18 protein-coding genes are annotated in these 19053 nt (G+C 47.0%); 15 read left to right on the top strand and 3 right to left on the bottom strand.

Features of this window, described 5'->3' with window-relative positions; genetic code table 11:
- Positions 1–7: 7 nt before the first annotated feature.
- From T2812B_RS03270 to T2812B_RS03255, 4 genes are read left to right on the top strand one after another with little or no spacing between them, the layout of a single operon-like run.
- A complete protein-coding gene (locus T2812B_RS03270) occupies positions 8–1453 on the top strand; it encodes an L-fuculokinase (protein WP_008193683.1) in 1446 nt (481 codons plus the stop codon).
- A 17-nt stretch (positions 1454–1470) separates the two neighbouring features.
- On the top strand, positions 1471–2292 hold the full coding sequence (locus T2812B_RS03265) for a class I fructose-bisphosphate aldolase (RefSeq protein ID WP_008193680.1): 822 nt from the start codon (positions 1471–1473) through the stop codon (positions 2290–2292).
- 14 nt (positions 2293–2306) lie between these two features.
- The gene (locus T2812B_RS03260; protein ID WP_008193678.1) at positions 2307–3647 is read left to right on the top strand and encodes an alpha-L-fucosidase; all 1341 of its coding nucleotides are present in this window, start codon (positions 2307–2309) and stop codon (positions 3645–3647) included.
- Positions 3644–5065 (top strand): L-fucose/L-arabinose isomerase family protein, encoded by a 1422-nt coding sequence (locus tag T2812B_RS03255; protein ID WP_008193676.1) that lies wholly within the window; start codon positions 3644–3646, stop codon positions 5063–5065. Before T2812B_RS03260 ends, T2812B_RS03255 begins: the two co-directional genes overlap by 4 nt.
- Positions 5066–5081: 16 nt before the next feature.
- On the opposite strand, the gene yicI is transcribed toward T2812B_RS03255, so the two are convergent.
- A complete protein-coding gene (yicI, locus tag T2812B_RS03250) occupies positions 5082–7376 on the bottom strand; it encodes an alpha-xylosidase (RefSeq protein ID WP_008193673.1) in 2295 nt (764 codons plus the stop codon).
- A gap of 320 nt (positions 7377–7696) precedes the next feature.
- Here yicI and T2812B_RS03245 point away from each other — a divergent pair, with 320 nt between their 5' ends.
- The 5 genes from T2812B_RS03245 (at position 7697) to T2812B_RS03225 (ending at position 14331) form a co-directional block, all read left to right on the top strand.
- Positions 7697–9673, top strand: a complete 1977-nt coding sequence (locus T2812B_RS03245) for an ABC transporter substrate-binding protein (RefSeq protein WP_008193671.1) — start codon at positions 7697–7699, stop codon at positions 9671–9673.
- 43 nt (positions 9674–9716) lie between these two features.
- Positions 9717–11735 (top strand): beta-galactosidase, encoded by a 2019-nt coding sequence (locus tag T2812B_RS03240; protein ID WP_008193669.1) that lies wholly within the window; start codon positions 9717–9719, stop codon positions 11733–11735.
- 97 nt (positions 11736–11832) lie between these two features.
- Positions 11833–12321 (top strand): DUF6512 family protein, encoded by a 489-nt coding sequence (locus T2812B_RS03235; protein WP_008193666.1) that lies wholly within the window; start codon positions 11833–11835, stop codon positions 12319–12321.
- Between the two features lie 59 nt (positions 12322–12380).
- Positions 12381–13358 carry a Gfo/Idh/MocA family protein gene (locus tag T2812B_RS03230; RefSeq protein WP_008193664.1) on the top strand — a complete coding sequence of 326 codons (978 nt, stop codon included), beginning with the start codon at positions 12381–12383 and terminating at the stop codon, positions 13356–13358.
- A 13-nt stretch (positions 13359–13371) separates the two neighbouring features.
- On the top strand, positions 13372–14331 hold the full coding sequence (locus T2812B_RS03225; protein ID WP_004083050.1) for an aldo/keto reductase: 960 nt from the start codon (positions 13372–13374) through the stop codon (positions 14329–14331).
- A 22-nt stretch (positions 14332–14353) separates the two neighbouring features.
- On the opposite strand, the gene T2812B_RS03220 is transcribed toward T2812B_RS03225, so the two are convergent.
- Positions 14354–14527: a YHS domain-containing protein gene (locus tag T2812B_RS03220; protein ID WP_008193661.1), complete on the bottom strand. Its 174-nt coding sequence runs from the start codon at positions 14525–14527 to the stop codon at positions 14354–14356.
- Positions 14528–14622: 95 nt separating this feature from the next.
- Between T2812B_RS03220 and T2812B_RS03215 the strand changes: the two genes are divergently transcribed.
- The 6 genes from T2812B_RS03215 to T2812B_RS03190 are packed head-to-tail and all read left to right on the top strand — an operon-like array spanning position 14623 to position 18398.
- A complete protein-coding gene (locus tag T2812B_RS03215; protein WP_008193659.1) occupies positions 14623–14871 on the top strand; it encodes an SHOCT domain-containing protein in 249 nt (82 codons plus the stop codon).
- Entirely contained in the window at positions 14864–15190 is a 327-nt protein-coding gene (locus tag T2812B_RS03210) for a carboxymuconolactone decarboxylase family protein (protein ID WP_008193656.1), read from the top strand. The genes T2812B_RS03215 and T2812B_RS03210 overlap by 8 nt, the downstream gene beginning before the upstream one ends.
- Entirely contained in the window at positions 15147–17327 is a 2181-nt protein-coding gene (locus T2812B_RS03205) for a cation-translocating P-type ATPase (RefSeq protein WP_008193654.1), read from the top strand. Before T2812B_RS03210 ends, T2812B_RS03205 begins: the two co-directional genes overlap by 44 nt.
- Positions 17324–17947 carry a class I SAM-dependent methyltransferase gene (locus T2812B_RS03200; RefSeq protein ID WP_008193653.1) on the top strand — a complete coding sequence of 208 codons (624 nt, stop codon included), beginning with the start codon at positions 17324–17326 and terminating at the stop codon, positions 17945–17947. The genes T2812B_RS03205 and T2812B_RS03200 overlap by 4 nt, the downstream gene beginning before the upstream one ends.
- Positions 17931–18182, top strand: coding sequence for a DUF542 domain-containing protein (locus T2812B_RS03195; protein WP_008193650.1), 252 nt, complete (start codon positions 17931–17933; stop codon positions 18180–18182). The genes T2812B_RS03200 and T2812B_RS03195 overlap by 17 nt, the downstream gene beginning before the upstream one ends.
- Positions 18183–18194: 12 nt before the next feature.
- Positions 18195–18398, top strand: coding sequence for a heavy-metal-associated domain-containing protein (locus tag T2812B_RS03190; protein WP_008193649.1), 204 nt, complete (start codon positions 18195–18197; stop codon positions 18396–18398).
- Here the strand turns inward: T2812B_RS03190 and T2812B_RS03185 are convergent.
- Positions 18383–18967, bottom strand: a complete 585-nt coding sequence (locus T2812B_RS03185) for a ThuA domain-containing protein (RefSeq protein ID WP_008193647.1) — start codon at positions 18965–18967, stop codon at positions 18383–18385. The genes T2812B_RS03190 and T2812B_RS03185 overlap by 16 nt on opposite strands.
- Between the last annotated feature and the right edge of the window lie 86 nt (positions 18968–19053).

Here is a 19053-nt window from a genome sequence, read left to right as displayed (position 1 = left end):
ATCGTTTGTGTATTGCGGTATAGATGTGGGGACAACCAACACGAAAGTTCTGGTGTTCAATGATTATTTCAAAGTGGTGTTTTTGGAAAAATTCAAAACGCCGGTGATTTCCAGTGAAGAGGGCGATTTTCTGTCATCAAAAAAGCTTTTTGAAGAGATATTGAGATCTCTCAAAGAAATTCCAGAGGAGGTAAAAAAGAAGATAGGAGCTATTGGAATTTCTTCACTCGGAGAAACGGTGTTTCCAATATCGAAAGATGGAGAAGTACTTCAGGACGGAATGATGTGGTACAACAAAAGTGTTCTGAGGGAATACAGAGAGTTTCTGGAAAGAGTTCCACCGATTGTGATATTCAAAAAAACAGGGTTATGGCCTTCGTGGATATACTCTGTGTTCAAAATGAAGAGGTTCTACAAAAGAAATGAAGAACTGAGTCAAAGAGTTTACAAATGGCTCGATGTGACAAGTTTGATTGCCTTTTTGTTGACAGGAAACGTCGCGATGGACAGGGCACACTCCTCAAGAACGTTGTTGATGAACATACTCACGGGAGAATGGGACGATGAATTAGTGGAAACATCTGGCATTCCAAAAGAACACCTTCCCGAAGTTGTAGATAGTGGAGTTCCACGAGGAAAGATAGGGGAAGAAATTTCCAAAGAAATCGGTTTTCCTGAGGATGTGATTGTAACAACAGCTGGTCAGGACCATATAACAGCTTCCTATGCCGTTGGTGTTCACGATGAAACCAAGTTGATGGATTCTTCTGGCACGACAGAGGCTATGCTCTGGACGGTCGGTAGAGAAACTTTGGAGGGGTACCTGAAGAAGGCTCCAAAGGTGTTCCAAGCTGGTTTCCACTGTATCCCTGGTAAGTACTATCTTCTCACAGGTCTTCCCACGGGTGGATTCTGTATCGACTGGCTCCTCAACAAAATTCTCAAGGAAGATTACTCCGTTTTCAGGATGTTTAAATACCAAAAGAACACAGCCTTTTTCTTCCCCTACCTCCGTGGTACGTTCGACAGGGAAGAGATCGGAGGAGCGTTCCTCAACTTAAAAGACACGGATGATCGAGATGTTATCATCTCTGCTGTTCTTGAATCGATCGCTTTCGAAATGAGAGGTTGTCTTAGCGAATTCGAGAAACTGGGATTGAAAAACTATGAGGTTGTGGCAACGGGTGGTGGTAGTCAGCTAAGAGAGTGGTTAAAGGTAAAAGCAAGTGTTTTCGGCAGAGCCGTGAAAGTCTTCTCTGTTCACGAGAGCGTCGCTCTTGGTGCTGCTATGATAGCCAAAATCGCAAAAACAGGCCAAAAGAATTGGGAAGAGTTTTTCAAAAGAATTTCTCAAAACTTTGAATATGAATATTTCTACCCGGGTGAGAGCGATTACTTTCAAAGGAAATATCTTGAGTATTTAAAACTCAGAAACAGAATTTATGGGTTCTAAAATAAGGAGTGAGTCTGATGCATGGTGGAAAGGCGGTGAGATTTTCAAGGTTTTTGAATCCGAAATCTGGTAGGTCTCTTATTATCGCTTTAGATCATGGTTTGATGTTTGGAAACGTAGAGGGACTGGAGGATCCTGTGGAAACTTTAGAGAGAGCGATACCCTGTGGTGTGGATGGGGTTCTTTTGAGTCCTGGCGTGGCGAGATTGACAGATCAGTTGTTCAGAGGGAAAAGCGCCCCTGCTCGGATTCTAACAATAGATCTTCCAATGGGTTCAACTGTTCCGGGAGGATTCGAAAAAGTATTCGCCCATAAGCTGATATACTCCATAGAACAGGCAGTGAAAATGGCAGTGGATGCCGTGAAGATTCTATTTCCATGGGGATTAGAAAAGAGTGCACAAGCCGAAGTAGTTCAAGTGATATCAAAGGCCGTTGAAGAATGTGAGCATTGGGATATGCCACTGGTAGTCGAACCGGTTTTGTGGGGGGAGAATGTTTCAGAGGGGAACGATCTTGATCTCATAGAATCTGCTGCGAGAATAGCCGTGGAGATAGGAGCGGACATTTTGAAGATTCAATTCTTGGGGGAAAGTCGTCTCTCTCGGATAATTCATAGGCTTCGTGTTCCCGTTTTTGTGCTCGGGGGTCCAAAGTCAGACGATCCAAGACAGATCCTGAAGGTGGTTCAGGAATCGATGAGGTCAGGTGCAAAAGGAGTGATATTTGGAAGAAACTTATGGCAGAGAGAAAACATGGAAGAAGTCCTGACAGCCCTGAAATACATCATACACGATGACTTGAGCTATGAGGAAGTTATCCAGAAGTTTAATTTGTAGAAGGGGGATGCACAGTGAGTCATCGTTACAAACCCACATGGGAATCTCTGAGGGAACACACAGTACCGAAATGGTTCGACGAAGCAAAATTTGGGATCTTTATCCATTGGGGAATTTACTCTGTTCCGGGATGGGCGACGCCCACCGGTGAACTCGGTAAAGTGCCGATGGATGTGTGGTTTTTCCAGAATCCATACGCGGAGTGGTACGAAAATTCCCTTCGGATCAAAGAAAGTCCCACCTGGGAATACCACGTGAAGACCTACGGGGAAGATTTCGAGTACGAGAAGTTTGCAGATCTTTTCACCGCAGAGAAGTGGGATCCACATGAGTGGGCAGATCTCTTCAAAAAAGCAGGAGCGAAGTACGTGATTCCGACAACGAAACATCACGATGGATTCTGTCTGTGGGGGACGAAATACACAGATTTCAACTCCGTGAAGAGAGGACCGAAGAGAGATCTCATAGGAGATCTTGCAAAAGCCGTGAGGGAAGCAGGATTGAGATTTGGAGTGTACTACTCAGGGGGTCTGGACTGGCGCTTCACGACCGAGCCGATAAGATACTCTGAGGATTTCTCTTACATCAGGCCGAATACCTACGAATACGCAGATTATGCCTACAAACAGGTCATGGAACTTGTGGATCTGTACCTTCCCGACGTTCTTTGGAACGACATGGGCTGGCCGGAGAAAGGAAAGGAAGACCTGAAGTATCTCTTCACTTACTACTACAACAAACATTCAGAGGGTGCTGTGAACGACAGGTGGGGAGTGCCGCACTGGGATTTCAAAACGGCTGAGTACCACGTGAACTATCCGGGGGATCTGCCGGGCTACAAATGGGAGTTCACAAGGGGAATAGGACTCTCCTTCGGATACAACCGAAACGAAGGGCCGGAACACATGCTCTCTGTTGAACAGCTCATTTACACGCTCGTGGACGTTGTGAGCAAGGGAGGAAATCTCCTTTTGAACGTTGGGCCAAAGGGTGACGGAACGATTCCGGATCTGCAAAAAGAAAGGCTTCTAGGTCTTGGTGAATGGCTGAGAAAGTACGGAGATGCCATCTACGGTACTTCTGTCTGGGAAAGGTGCTGTGCGAAGACTGAGGACGGAACAGAGATCAGGTTCACCAGAAAATGTAACAGAATCTTTGCCATCTTTTTTGGCATCCCAGTCGGAGAAAAAATTGTAATTGAGGATCTCAATCTATCAGCAGGAACAGTGAAACATTTCCTGACGGGGGAGAGATTGAGTTTCAAAAATGTGGGGAAGAACCTGGAAATTATAGTACCCAAAAAGATTCTTGAAATAGACAGTATAACACTCGTGCTGGAGGCGGTGGAAGAATGAAGGAAAAGTACAGAGTAGGACTCATCAGCTTTTCCGATGGAAGAGAGTACGTGCACAGGGAACTTGAGGGCATTGTGAAAAAGTTCGAAGATGAGATAGCAAAAACTCTGGAAGAAACAGGAGAAGTGGAGGTAATCAGGGCGAAAGAAATCGTGTGGAAGCCTTCAATAGCGAAGAGAGAAGCAAGAAGACTCGCAGAAGAAGGAGCGGAAGTTACCATCTTTAACTACGCGGTGTGGGCGTTTCCTCACTTCACAGTTCTTGCGAGCAAATTCGCACCGGGACCGTTTTTGCTCTTTTCCAACATAAACCCGCAGTATCCTGGTATGGTTGCGATGCTTTCTGCGGCGGGAGCTCTGGAACAGGACGGAACGAAGCACTACAGGATGTGGGGCAGCATAAAAGACGAGAAAGTTCTCAGGAAAGTGATGGCATTCATCAGAGCGGGAAGCGCCTATAAAAAACTCAGGGGTCAGAGATACGGTGTGTTTGGTGGAAGATCGATGGGTATGTACACGGCCGTTCCGAACGTGGATCTGTGGAACAAGATCTTCGGTGTCGATGTGGAGCACATAGACCAGTTCGAGATCGTTCGAAGAAGCCAGCTGATACCAGACGAGCGTGCAAGGAAAGGAAGGCTCTGGATCGAAGAGAAAGCAAAAGCGGTTCACTACGATGGGAAGTACCTCACACCAGAAAAGCTTGAACTCCAGATAAAAAGCTACCACGCGGTGAGGGAGATCGTGGAGGAGATGGAATTAGACTTTGTGGGAATAAAAGGCCAGCTCGAACTCACAGAACACTTCGTAACGATGGATGTGACAGAAGCATTCCTGAACGATCCCTACGACTGGGAAGGAGAGCACGAACCGATCGTGTGCGCGACAGAGGCAGATTCCGATGGGGCGCTCACGATGCAGATATTCAAGCTGATCGCAAAAACACCTGTGCTCTTTGCGGACGTGAGACACTACGTGGAGGAGTACGATGTACTGGATCTGTGCAACTCAGGAAACCACGCAACGTACTTTGCAGCCAGATCGTTCAATCCAGACGAGAACATGAAGAAAGTGGAGTTCTATCCACAGACGTTCTACTTCCCCGCAGGTGGTGCAGCGGTAAAACACATAGCAGCACCCGGAAAAGTGACACTTGGAAGACTCACGAGGGAAGATGGAAGGTACAGGTTCACAGTCGTTCCCGGAGAGTTCGTGGACTTTGGGGAGGAGAAAAACTACGAGATAGCAGACAGCATACAAAACAACTGGCCGCACGCGTTTTTGAAGATGGAGACACCTATAGACGAATTCCTGGCCAAATATTCCTCCAACCACATCCACGGCGTCTACGGAGACTACGTGGAGGAGATCAAAACCTTCTGTGAAATAGCCGGTATCGATTTTGTGCTTATGAAATGAGGGCGCAGAAGCGCCCTCATTTTGTCTTTAAAATCGCTCTCTGAAAACTGAGAACCACCTCTGTTCCTTTTTCTAGTTCTCTTGTCTCAGCGCCTTCCACAGCTTCAAGCCTTTCGTTCCAGAACAGCAGCTTCCACGGTTTTCTGGAGTCCTTCAGGACCTCAACGTGTATCTCGTTTCCTTTTCTCTCTACTTTCACACTCAATTCCACCTCGCCCCGTGTGTTGTAAACATGCGCTGTTTTGTTTGAAATTTCAAAAACGTTCAATGTGACACCGTCTGCGTAATCGTAATCCGGCCTGTCATCGACGGACCCTGTCGGAATAATGGAGTTCGGTCTTGTAAAGAGTGGGAGTCCGAAGTAGTCGTATTTTTCTGTTCTCCATCTTCCTCCTTCTACCCTCTCGCCGGTGAGAAAGTGAGTCCAGACTCCCTCTGGAAGGTAGTAGGTCACCTCTCCCGTCTCGCTGAAGATCGGAGCGACAAGGAGTGATTCTCCCAGCATGTACTGTCTGTCCAGATAGAGACAGGTGGGATCGTCTGGAAACTCAAGAATCATGGGTCTCATGACAGGGATTCCCCTCTCATGTACTTCGACTGCGCTGGCGAATATATAGGGCATGAGCTTGCACTTCAGTTTCGTGAAAAATCTGAGCACCTCCACCGCTTCCTCATCGAAGTTCCAGGGAACCTTGTACATCGAATTTCCGTGGAGCCTGCTGTGAGATGACAGAAGACCGAATGCCACCCATCTCTTGTACAGATCCGGTGTTGTGATGTCCTCGAATCCTCCGATGTCGTGACTCCAGAAACCGAAACCGCACAGTGCCAGAGAAAGACCTCCTCTCAAGGTTTCCGCCATGGACTCATAGGAAGCCAGACAATCTCCTCCCCAGTGGACCGGGAATTTCTGACTCCCTGCCGTTGCAGACCTTGCGAAGACGACAGCGTTTCTCTTTCCGAGTTTTCTCTCAATGGTTTCGAAGACCACTTTGTTGTACAGATAGGTGTAGTAGTTGTGCATCTTCTCAGGATCGGATCCGTCGTAATAGACCACATCTGTGGGAATCCTCTCTCCAAAGTCCGTCTTGAAACAGTCAACTCCCATATCTATCAATCTTTCCAGTTTTGAAGCGAACCATTTTCTCGCCTCGGGATTCGTGAAATCGATGATCGCCATTCCTGGTTGCCAGTCGTCCGTCTGCCAGACATCTCCGTCTGGTTTTTTCAGGAAATAACCCTTTTCTTTTCCCTCGTCAAAGAGACTTGAAAACTGAGAGACATAGGGGTTTATCCAGACGCACACCTTCAGGCCCTTCTCTTTGAGACGTTTCAACAACCCTTCAGGGTCGGGGAAGTTCTCCCTGTTCCACTCAAGATCCACCCAGTGAAACTCCTTCATCCAGAAGCAGTCGAAGTGAAAGACATGAAGGGGTATGTCACGCTCTCTCATGCCATCCACGAACTCCATCACAGTTCTCTCATCGTACTGTGTGGTGAAGGATGTGGTGAGCCAGAGTCCGAAACTCCAGGCAGGAGGAAGTTCTGGTCGTCCTGTGAGAAGTGTGTAGCGTTCCAGAACTTCTTTCAGATCTTTCCCGGCGATGATGAAATAGTCCAGAGTCTCTCCTTTCACACTGAACTGCACCTTTTCCACATGTTCTGTTGCGATTTCGAAGTCCACCTTTCCAGGATCGTTCACGAAGACACCGTACTTTCTGCTGCTCACATAGAACGGGATGTTCTTGTAGGTCATATCGGAGATCGTTCCGGCGTCCTCGTTCCACATGACAACTCTCTGACCGTTTTTGACGAAAGGTGAGAACCTTTCTCCGAGACCGTAGATCATCTCTCCCACACTCAGGTGGAGTCTTTCAAGACAGAACCTCCCTTCTGGTGCCACGGCGTATCCCAGATCCGATTTCGTGAGGAAACGATCTTCGTAAAAGAATTCCACACCGAAGGGATTCTTCCTTATGATCGCTTTTGCCTTTCCTGAGGTGAAGATAAAACTTCCTTCTGTTTCTTTGATATCCGGTGTGAAGTTTTCGTCCTGGTAGATTTCGTAGTACGGGGGCTTTTCGAGTACTCCCTTGAAATGTCTGAACCGAATTCTTATTACGTTTTCAAACGGAGAGGAGATCTCGATCTCGAAGACCGGACCCTGAAGCGTCTGTCCCCGGTGCTCCACCCTCTGAAACGGCGATCGAAGGATCAATCTTTTTCCATCGCAGGAGTATTCGTACACCTGTTCTGGCCTGAACAACTGTACCCCCTCTCTCAATCTCCACAGCCCTTCCGTGAAACGCATTTTGACCCACCTCCTTTTGAACTAAGATTATCATGAAAGTGTTTTCACGCAGAGTTCGAATAATTCCTCTGAAACCAGATACCAGCGAATTATAGAAGATTAACGTCGAGTTTCTTTTCTGAAGGCTTTTTCAAATTAGGAAATACGATTTCAGATGAGAAAATTGACGGTAAAAATCGATATTTATCGATAGTTGTGAATAATTCCAGAAAATCGGATTTTTTCGTGTTTGGTTCTCTTTGTACAGCGGTGGTAGTATAATAACGAAGAAATTTCTTTAGAGGAAAAAAATAAAAACATTCATCAAAGGGGGTGTGTTCATGAGGAAAGTCTTTGTTTTTCTGCTCGTCTCACTGTTCATTGTGATTGGTCTTTCCTGGAGTGTCTACGCAACACCTGAAGACTACTACAAAGCCACGGGTAAAAGGATTGAAAAGTTCAACGAGGCACCTATGCTTGCGGAACTTGTGAAGCAAGGAAAGCTCCCACCGGTCGAGCAGAGACTTCCAAAGGAACCTCTTGTTGTAGTTCCTGAGGAGAGTGTAGGACAGTACGGTGGCACCTGGAGGAGAGTCTGGAAAGGACCTTCTGACAGGTGGGGTATTCCCAGAATCAACCAGGCGAGTCTTGTGTTCTGGGACAAGAACGGAGAGAAGTTTGTACCGGGAGTAGCGAAAAGCTGGGACATACTTGAAAATGGAAAAGTATATGTCTTTCATCTCAGAGAAGGCATGAAGTGGTCCGATGGTCATCCCTACACTTCCGAAGATATCCTTTTCTGGGTCGACGATATACTGGGGAATGATGAACTCACCCCTGCGAAACCCGCCTGGTACAGACTTCTCGACAGGGTGGAAGCTCCAGATCCCTACACGGTGAAATTCGTGTTCAAACAACCGTACGCTCTGTTTCTGCTTCAAGTGGCGAACAGAGGATTCACAGGCTCTCCAAAACATTTCTTGAAGCAATTCCACCCAAATTACACTCCTATGGAAGAGATCGAAAAGAAAATGGTTGAGGGTGTTCACAACACATGGGTAGATCTCTTCAATGACAAAAGTGATTTTCTCGAAAGTCTTGATCTGCCCGTTTTAACACCCTGGAAACCCGTCACAGATCCAACAGAACAGTTCTACATTCTCGAGAGGAACCCATACTTCTGGGCAGTTGACATCGAAGGGAATCAACTGCCTTACATCGATAGGATCAGACACGAATACGTTCAAAGTAGTGAAGTTATCATGTTGAAAGCAATCTCCGGAGAAATCGATATGCAGTGGAGGCACATCGGTCTTCTGGGACCCGGCCCGGGTGTTTTGCCGCTTCTTCTCGAAAACGCCAAGAGCGGTGGTTACAGGGTTTTGAGATGGAAAACCGACAATGGATCCGTGAGCATGGTGATGCTGAACATATCCGATCCGCCAGATCCTGTACTCGGAGAAGTTTTCAGGGATGTGAGATTCAGACAGGCGCTGTCACTTGCTATCAACAGAGAGGAGATCAACGAGATCCTCTTCAACGGACTGGCAGAACCAAGGCAAGCCTCGTTCGTGAGCGGATCTCCGTACTACGATCCTGAATGGGAGAAGGCGTATGCGGAGTATGACCCAGACAGAGCAAACAAGCTCCTCGACGAAATGGGACTGAAGTGGGACAGCAGGCACGAGTACAGACTCCTTCCCGATGGAAGACCTCTGAGATTCACCATACAGGTCACCGGTCAGACCCATGTTGATGTCTGGACAATGGTGAAAGAATACTGGAAACAGATAGGTGTTCGGGTCGAAATCGAGAACCTCGAAAGGTCACTCTACGATTCGAGGCTCAGTGCGCACGATTTCGATGCGCAGGCTTGGGTGATGGATAGGGCAAGCCAGCCTCTTGTGGATCCCCTATGGATCATTCCTGGAAGCACGGAGTACGCTTCTGCGTGGTACATTGGCTGGGCTGATTGGGCTGGTTCTTACCTTGAAGGAGAAGAATCTCTGAAGGAATATCTACAGCAGGAAGATGCGATCGTTCCACCCGAGGGTATAAAGGAGACTCTCGAAAAACTACTCGACGTATGGAAGGAGATTCAGAACACTTCCGATCCTGAAAAGATCAAGGAACTCATGAAAGAAGTAACGAAGATTCACAGAGAAAATCTCTGGATGATAGGAACGGTGGGCGAAGATATATCTCCTGCTATTGTCAAGAACAACTTCAAGAACGTACCGGAGGAACTGGTGACAGCAACGCCGTTCTTCAGCCCGTGGAACGCCATGCCGATACAGTTCTACATAGAACAGAAATGAGGAAGCCCCGGCGATCGCCGGGGTTTTTTGGAGGTGAACATGGGTGGTAAATCCGAAACTTCCTGTGATCTGGTACGGAGGAGACTACTACCCGGAACAGTGGGACGAGGAAACGTTCGAAAGAGATATTAGGATGTTCAAAGAAGCAGGTATCAACGTGGTCACCATCGGGGTTTTCTCATGGAGTCTTATCCAACCAGACGAGAACACCTACGATTTTTCGTTCTTTGAAAAAGTAATGGATCGCCTGTACAAAGAAGGTATCTACGTCTGTCTTGCAACTCCCACATCCGCTCCCCCTCACTGGATGACGCAGAAATACCCTGAAATCCTTTTCACAGACGTGAACGGTGTAAAGCGAGAAAAGGGAGGCAGACAGAACTTTTGCCCCAACAGTGAGAAGTACAGATATTTTGCAAGAAACATTGCAGAGAAACTCGCAGAACATTTCAAGGATCATCCTGCTCTCGTTCTCTGGCACGTGAACAACGAATACCTGAACTACTGCTACTGTGATATCTGCAGGGGGAAGTTTCAGAACTGGTTGAAGGAAAAGTACGGCACACTCGATGAATTGAACAGAAGATGGAACACACGGTTCTGGTCCCAGACCTTCACCGCCTGGGAAGAGATTCCTGTTCCAACAACGAGGAGTGTTCTCGTCTGGAGAAAGGACAGGTATCAATCTGTTCTTCCAGAACTTTATCTGGATTACAGACGCTTCATGACACAGAGTATGCTCGAGTGTTTCCTGGAGGAATACAGGGCAATAAAGAAACACACTCCCGACATACCCGTCACCACGAATCTGATTGCGGCAACTTTCAAGGAGTGGAACTATTTCGAATGGGCGAAGCATATGGACGTTGCAGCATGGGACAACTATCCCGGTTACAAAGAAGATTTCTCCGTGATTTCTTTGAGACACTCTCTGATACGCTGTTTGAAAGAAGGAAAACCCTTCGTCCTGATGGAACAGTCTCCTTCGCAGGCGTGCTGGAGATGGTACAACCCCCAGAAAAGACCAGGAGAGATGAGGCTCTGGAGTTATCACGCTCTCGCTCACGGTGCAGAGACTCTCATGTTCTTTCAGCTGAGACAATCAAAGGGAGGAGTAGAAAAATTCCACGGGGCTGTTATCACACATGTCGACAGTCCGAACACAAGGGTCTTTCGGGAAGTGAAAAGAGTGGGAGAAGAGATAAAGTCCTTATCGGATCTTCTCGACACAAGGGTTGTCTCACAGACTGCCCTTCTGTTCGACTGGGAAAGCTGGTGGGCGATGGAAGACACTCTCACACCGAACATAGACTTCAGATATCTGAACGAAGCAGAAAAGTATTTCAAGGCACTTGTGAAAACCGGTCTTGGAGTCGATGTTGTTGGGAAAGATCAGAATTTTGAAAGATACAGGGTCATCGTCGCTCCGGTGCTTTACATGGTGGGCGAAGAACTTGCACAGAAGCTGAAAGATTACGTCTCGAACGGAGGAATCTTGATCCTCACAACGATGAGCGGTATTGTCGATGAAGACGATCAGGTTGTTCTGGGAGGTTATCCAGGTTATCTTCGCGATCTTATGGGGGGCTATGTGGAAGAAATAGATGCTTTGCCACCTGAAGAGAAAAACGAAATCTTGATGTTTGGCAAAAGGTACGAGTGTAGTTTGGTGTTTGACTGCATAAAAACCACCACAGCGGAAGTGCTCGGAAGATTTGGAAGGGACTATTACATGAACGAACCTGCCGTGTTGAGAAACAGATACGGTGGTGGATGGGTTTACTACGTAGGTTCTTCCGCGTCTTTCGATCTTGTATGGGATCTTGTGAAGTTCATAGAGAGAGAACACGATCTCAGAGCAGAGATCACACCGCCAGATGGTGTAGAGGTGATAAAGAAAGTCAAGGGAGAGAAGACCTTCTACTTTCTCTTCAATCACTCTCATGAACCGCAGATCGTTGACTTGCCGGAAGGAACGTTCAGGGATCGGATCAAAGGAAATTTGTATGAAAAAAAGGCAAGGCTGCAACCGCTCGATGTCTTGATCCTTCTGAAAGAGTGAGAGTTTTACCAACAGAAGCGTGTTCAAGGGCGGATTTCCGCCCTTTTTTGTTCTGGTGTTAGAATTTGTACAAGCTTCGTATAGGGGAGGTGTGATGATGCTCTGGAAGGCTTTGATCTTTCTGGGTATCTACGCTGTTCTTCACTTTGGCTACGAACTCTCCGGCTGGGAATTCTTAAAGCCCATCTGTGGAGTTGACGAGTCTGTCTTTGAACATCTCAAGATCGGTTTCTGGGCGTACTTTTTCACGAACATCATCGAGTATTTCTTCGCGAAGAAAAAACACGGGTTCTGGTATCCTCGTATCCTATCAACAGTTCTTCTTCCCTGGTTCATAGTGCTCATCTGGTACATGCTCCCTGTGTTCTTTGGACATATCGAATCGCTTGCTGTGGATCTTTCCTGGGCTTTTGTGGTGACCTTCCTTGCTGCGATTCTGTCAGAGATTTTCGAGAGAAATCTGGAAAGAAATTCTCTCGGAACAGATTTCAAAATAGTGATAGTTGTACTTTTTATCGTCTCCATAATCTTCTACACCGTTTTTTCATTTGAAAAACCCTGGATCGATGTTTTCACCGAACATTGAAATGAAAACATTTTCAAACTATAATGTATTGGGAAGCCACATGAAAGAAGGTGAAGCCTTTGAGAAGAATCAGGTTGGGTGTTGTGGGGTGTGGAATCGCCGCTCGAGAGCTGCACCTTCCTGCTCTGAAGAACCTTTCCCATCTTTTTGAGATCATGGCTGTCACGAGTAGAACAAAGTCTCACGCTGAAGAGTTCGCGAAAATGGTCGGAAAACCTGTTGTTTTCGATAGCTACGAGGAACTTCTGGATTCTGGTCTTGTTGACGCGGTCGATCTCACACTCCCCGTTGAATTGAACCTCCCGTTCATCGAAAAGGCCCTTCAAAAGGGAGCCCATGTGATCTGTGAAAAACCCATCTCAACGGACGTAGAAACGGGAAAGAAGGTTGTCGAGTTATCCGAAAAGTCTGAAAAGACAGTCTACATCGCGGAAAATTTCAGGCACGTTCCAGCGTTCTGGAAGGCAAAAGAGCTCGTTGAGAGCGGGGCGATAGGTGATCCTGTTTTCATGAGCTGGCAGATCTGGGTGGGGATGGACGAAAACAACAAGTACGTTCACACCGACTGGAGAAAGAAACCGAAGCACGTTGGAGGTTTTCTCTCGGACGGTGGTGTTCACCACGCGGCGGCGATGAGGTTGATCCTTGGTGAGATAGAATGGGTTTCCGCCGTCGCGAAGGATCTTTCTCCTCTTCTCGGGGGAATGGATTTTCTTTCCTCTATCTTCGAGTTCGAAAACGGCACAGTTGGAAACTACACGGTTTCTTACTCCTTGAAGGGAAAAGAGCGGTTTGAAATCACAGGAACGAAGGGAAGAATTTCAGTATTCTGGGACAAGATTGTTGTGAACGAGGAGGAAATAAGAATTCCACAAGAAAACAGCTACCAGAAAGAGTTTGAAGATTTCTATCAGGTGGTTATGGAGGGGAAACCTAACGATCTGGGAAGTCCGGTTCAGGCTCTGAAGGATCTTGCATTCATAGAAGCCTGTGTGAAGTCCGAGGGAAACAGAGTGCTCGTTTCAAGTCTGCTGTAAGGGGGTGTTTTCGATGGAGTACAGAAAGGTAGGAAAATGGGGTGTCAAGATCAGTGAACTCTCTCTTGGATCCTGGCTTACGTTCGGAAAACAGCTCGACCTCGATACTGCCACAGAAGTGGTGAAAAAGGCGTTCAACAGTGGAATAAACTTCTTCGACACGGCAGAGGCGTACGCGGGTGGAATAGCAGAGGCGATGCTTGGAAAAATACTCAAGAACTTCAGAAGAGAGGACCTTGTCGTTTCCACGAAGATCTTCTGGGGTGGAAGTGGGCCGAACGATCTGGGGCTTTCGAAGAAGCATCTTCTCGAGGGGACCTGGAACTCTTTGAAGAGGCTTCAGATGGACTACGTGGATATCCTCTACTGTCACAGACCCGATCCGAACGTTCCCATGGAAGAGGTTGTCTTCGCGATGGACTACATTTTGAGAGAGGGGCTTGCACTCTACTGGGGAACCTCCGAGTGGAGTGCAAAGGAGATAGAGGAAGCGCACAGGGTTTGTAAAGAACTGGGTGTCATGCCTCCCATCGTGGAACAGCCGCAGTACAACATGTTCGTGAGAGAAAGGGTGGAAAAAGAGTACGCACCTCTCTACGAAAAGTACGGCATGGGTCTCACCACTTATTCACCACTCGCGTCTGGCCTTCTCTCTGGAAAATACAACAACGGAATACCTGAAGGCTCAAGGCTTGCCACGTTCCCGCAGGTGAGGAAGTGGCTCGAAGAAGGAGGACTTCTCAACGAAAAAACCTTCAAAAAGCTCAGAAAACTCCAGAATATAGCGGATCAGCTCGGTGCGAGTCTTCCACAGCTTGCCATCGCGTGGATCTTGAAGAACAAAAACGTCAGCAGTGTCATTCTCGGAGTGAGCAGACCGGAACAGCTCGAAGAGAACCTGAAAGCAGTTGAGATCAAAGAAAAACTCACAGAAGATGTGATGGAAGAGATAGAAAAGATCCTGAATGAATAAAAGGCGCCGGGCGGCGCCTTTTTCAATGACAACAACCGCGTGATCTTCCCTGATGGGCGTACTGTTCCGGATTGTCTTTGAACTTTTCAGCGCATTCGTGAGAACAGAAATAGTACTCTTTCCCCATGTACTCGACCTTTTCTGCCGCTTCTTCCTTTTCGATCTTCATTCCACAGACAGGATCTTTCACTTTCATAAAATCCACCTCCTTACTGGAAAATTTCGATTTGAATTAGGCTTCCATAATATGCTACAATTAGTATAGCATAATTTAGCAAGGAGGAATAAACGATGTGTCCATTCTGTTTTTGGAGCTGGGGCTTCTGGCCCTGGAACTGGGGAGGTCTTATCATGATGATTTTCTGGGCAGTTATTCTGGTGGTACTCTTTGTCTTTCTTTTCAGATGGCTTGGAGGAGAAAGACATGAAAGAGTGGGAAGAACTGATAGAGCTCTTGAGATCTTGAAAGAAAGGTTCGCTCGCGGTGAGATCACAGAAGAAGAATACGAGAGAATGAGGGGGAAGATCCAGAATGGATGAATTCGAAAGGTGGAGGAGAGAATTTCCTGAGGTGAGCGGTGCGGTTGTGAGGATGAGAAATAAGGCTTTTTCTGATGGTTCAATCCCTGCAAAGTACAAAGTGCTGACAGCCCTGGCCATAGCGGTTGTGGAAAAGTGCAAACCCTGTGCCCGGAGTTACTACCAAAAAGCAGTTGAAATGGGTGCCACAAAAGATGAAATAAAAGAGATCCTCGAGGTCGCCGTTACCATGGGAGCATGCATCGCGGAAACCTGGGCGAGGGAGGTGTGGCAGGATGGCCGATCAGAAAACGATGGAGGATCGTGCTGCAAAGAATGAAGAGATAAAGAAGACCTTCACCGTGACGGGGATGACTTGCGCCACCTGTGCAAAGACCGTTGAAAAGGCCCTGAGAAAACTCGACGGGGTGAAATTTGCAGCGGTGAACCTTGCTACTTCGACTGGGTTCATCGTGGCAGAGAAAGAGATTTCCTTCGAGGAGATCAAAAAAGCCGTGGAGGAAGTGGGATACGGAGTAACAACAGAATCTCCAGAAGATGTGGAAAGAAAGCGATACGAAGAGTCAAAAAGAAATCTGATACTTGCCTGGCTCGTCACAGCCCCCCTTGCCCTCCTCATGATCTACCACATGTTTGTTTCTGAAGTGCCCTATTTCACCTGGATAGAGGTCTTCGCGGGTGCGTTCGTTACGTTCTACGTGGGAAGAGGAACGATCAGAGGAGCATGGATAGCCCTCACACACAAACACACGAACATGGACACACTCATCTTCTTCGGTGCGGTGACTTCCTGGGTGACGGCTGTACTTGACAGTGTGGGACTTCCTGTGATGTCCTTTGGTGCCATCGGTGCGATGATCGTTGCGTTCCACATCACAGGACGTTTCATAGAATCTTACCTGCGTGACAGGGCCAGCAAGGAAATCAAGGCCCTTTTGAAACTTCAAGCAAAAGAAGCCCGCGTCATCACCGATGAAGGAGAAGTAATGATGCCGATAGAAGCAGTGAAAGAAGGGTTCATCGTACTGGTAAAACCCGGTGAAAGGATTCCTGTGGATGGAGTGATTGTGGAAGGCCAATCTTCAATCGATGAATCTGTAGTAACGGGAGAATCCATACCGGTTTTGAAGAGGGAAAACGATGAAGTGATCGGCGGTTCTTTGAACGTATCGAGTCCTATCAAAATAAAAGTCACAAAAATAGGAGAAGACACCTTTCTGTCTCAAATGATCAAATTGATTCAGGAAGCACAGGGTTCGAAGGTACCGATTCAGGCTCTGGCCGATAGAATCACCATGTGGTTTGTCCCCACGATCATTATTCTTGCAGTAGTCAGTGCCCTGGTGTGGTATTTCAATTACGAACGGTTCCTTCCCTTTGTAGAAAAGGCAAGAGAGATCTTTCCGTGGATCATACAAACCAGTGACCCGCTGACCTTCTCTGTCTTCGTCTTCGTTGCAACCATCGTCATAGCGTGTCCGTGCGCTCTTGGTCTTGCAACTCCCATGGCGCTCGTCACGGGAACGGGACTTGCTGCAAAGAAGGGCCTTCTCATAAGAAACGCCGAGGCGATTCAGACATCGAAGGATGTAGGAGTGGTGCTCACAGACAAGACGGGAACGCTCACCGAAGGAAGTCCGAAAGTGGTGGATCACAATTTCTCCGCTGAACTGATCAAAATTGTTGCGAGTATAGAGAGAAACTCGAACCACCCGCTCGCGAAGGCAATCTCTGAACTCTCTCAGGATGTGGTTGAGATAGAAAACGTGGAAGAGATCCCAGGAGAAGGAGTGAGGGCACGTTACAAAGGAGAAGAGTATTTTGTTGGAAAGCCTCTGGATTATTCAAAGTATGAAACTCTTCTGGAGGAAGGAAAGACCGTGGTTGAGGTGAGAAGAAACGGTGAAGTTGTGGGATTTCTCGCAATAGAGGATCCAATCAGAGAAGACAGTCCCGAGGCCATTAAAAAACTCAGGGAGATGGGAATAGAACCTGTCATGATAACGGGAGACAACGAAAAGACTGCAAGAGCGGTTGCAAGACGCCTTGGAATAGAAAAGTTCCACGCAGGTGTGAAGCCTTCTGAAAAACTGGACCTTGTGAGGTCTTACCAGGCTCAGGGAAAGAAAGTTGCGATGGTGGGAGACGGTATGAACGATGCCGCCGCTTTGAAAGGGGCAGATGTTGGAATAGCGATAGGTTCGGGAACAGATCTTGCCATCGACAGCGCAGACATCATCATAACAAAAGGTGGCATATCGAAAGTGGTCGATGCCATCGAAGTATCAAGAAAAACCTTCAAAATCATAAAACAGAACCTGTTCTGGGCCTTCTTCTACAACGTAGTAGCCATTCCCATGGCGATGATGGGACTGCTTCATCCGGTGATCGCAGAACTCGCCATGGCCTTCAGTTCCATCACCGTGACCCTCAACTCCATGAGGGTGAGGGAATGAGTGTTGAGAGAAAGTACGACAGATTCGCGGCACTGTACGATAGGTTCGAAGGTTTTATCGAGAAAAAGTTTTTCTCACGGTTTCGTGAAGAACTCTTCAAAAGAGTAGAAGGGAAGAAAATATTGGAAGTTGGTATCGGCACTGGAAAGAACGTTCCGTACTATCCAGACGATGTGGATGTTGTAGGTGTAGATATCAGTGAAGGAATGCTCAGGGTGTGTCAGGAAAGGTTGAAAAAATTTCCTGAGAAAAGGGTGAGGTTGTTGAGAGCGGACGTTCAGAATCTTCCTTTTTCAGATGGAGAGTTCGACTGCGTTGTTTCCACGTTTGTCTTCTGTACAGTGCCTGATCCTGTGAAAGGTTTGAAAGAAGTTCACAGAGTTCTCAAACCCTCTGGAAAAGCAGTTTTTCTCGAACACATGAGAAGTAGAAAATGCTACGTTAACGCGATGCTGTTTGTGATGCACATCTTCACAAAACTTCTTTTGGGAACAAGCATGCTCAGAAAAACGGTTGACAACATAAAAAAAGCAGGATTTGTGATCGAGAAAGAAAAACACCTCCTGGGCGATGTGGTACGTTTGATAACTGCTAGAAAGGGAGGTGAGGAAAATAATTGAGAAGATAAGAGAGGATACCACTCTCAAGGAAATCATGGAAGCCCATGAGAGACTGGAAAAGGCGCTCAGAAAATACGGTTTTGACACTTGCTGTGCGAAGATGGCAAGTTTGAAGGATGCCTGTGAAAAGAAAGGTCTGGATGTTGAAAAGGTTCTGGAGGATCTCAACAGGGTTGTGAAAGAGATCAACGAAGAAGAGAGGATAATAAAAGAGATAGAATCTCAATTTCTGTGAGGAGGTGCTGCTATGAAGTACGTTCTCAACGTTCCGGATATTTCCTGCAATCACTGCAAAATGAGAATTTCGAAGGCACTGGAAGAACTGGGAGTTAAAAACTACGAAGTGAGTGTGGAAGAGAAAAAGGTGATTGTCGAAACGGAAGATCTGGACAGTGTTTTGAAGAAGCTCGAGGAGATCGACTATCCGGTGGAGAGTTACCAGGAAGTCTGATCGACAAAGGTGTTGAGAATTTTCTTCAAAAAATCTCTAAAGACCTGATCCTTCAGGCCCTCGCTGTGAGCAGGTGTGAGGGCCAGTATTTTTCCGTTGTGGTATCTTTTCGTCCAGCCCGCAATGGAAGTACCGTCTTCTGATTCGCTCCAGAGGAATATCTCCACATCGGAATACAGATCCACGAAATAGTGTTCATCCACGAGTTCAAATTCAACGTCCTTGCCGTAGTATCTCACTTTCTTCTGAGGTGGATGGTGGATGAACCTTCCTCCAACGAGCCTGTTGTAACTCTCTGGAAAACGTGCAAGGCCGGAGTGCCAGACAAAGAGCTTTCCTCCAGATCTCACATAGTCTTCCAGAATCTCGATGTCTCCGTCTTTGAGCCACGGTGTTTCATCATCGAGGAGGTTCCAGCGTCCTATGACAACAAGACCTGGGAGTTTTCTGACCTCTGGGAAATTCTCAGGTTGAAGATCATTGATCTCACAGTTTAAGGCATATTTCAAGGTTTCCAGAAAGAGATCGTGATCGTGGTATTTGTCGCCAAGAAAAGAGAAAACTCTCATCTCATCCCTCCTCATCAGTATACTATCACCACATTATGTAACAGAAATGTTAACCATTGACTTTCTATCCGATTGAGACATAAAAT

The sequence above is a fragment of the Thermotoga sp. 2812B genome (assembly GCF_000789335.1).
Taxonomy (GTDB): Bacteria; Thermotogota; Thermotogae; order Thermotogales; family Thermotogaceae; genus Thermotoga; species Thermotoga maritima.
This window is presented reverse-complemented; position numbering and strand designations above follow the sequence as displayed.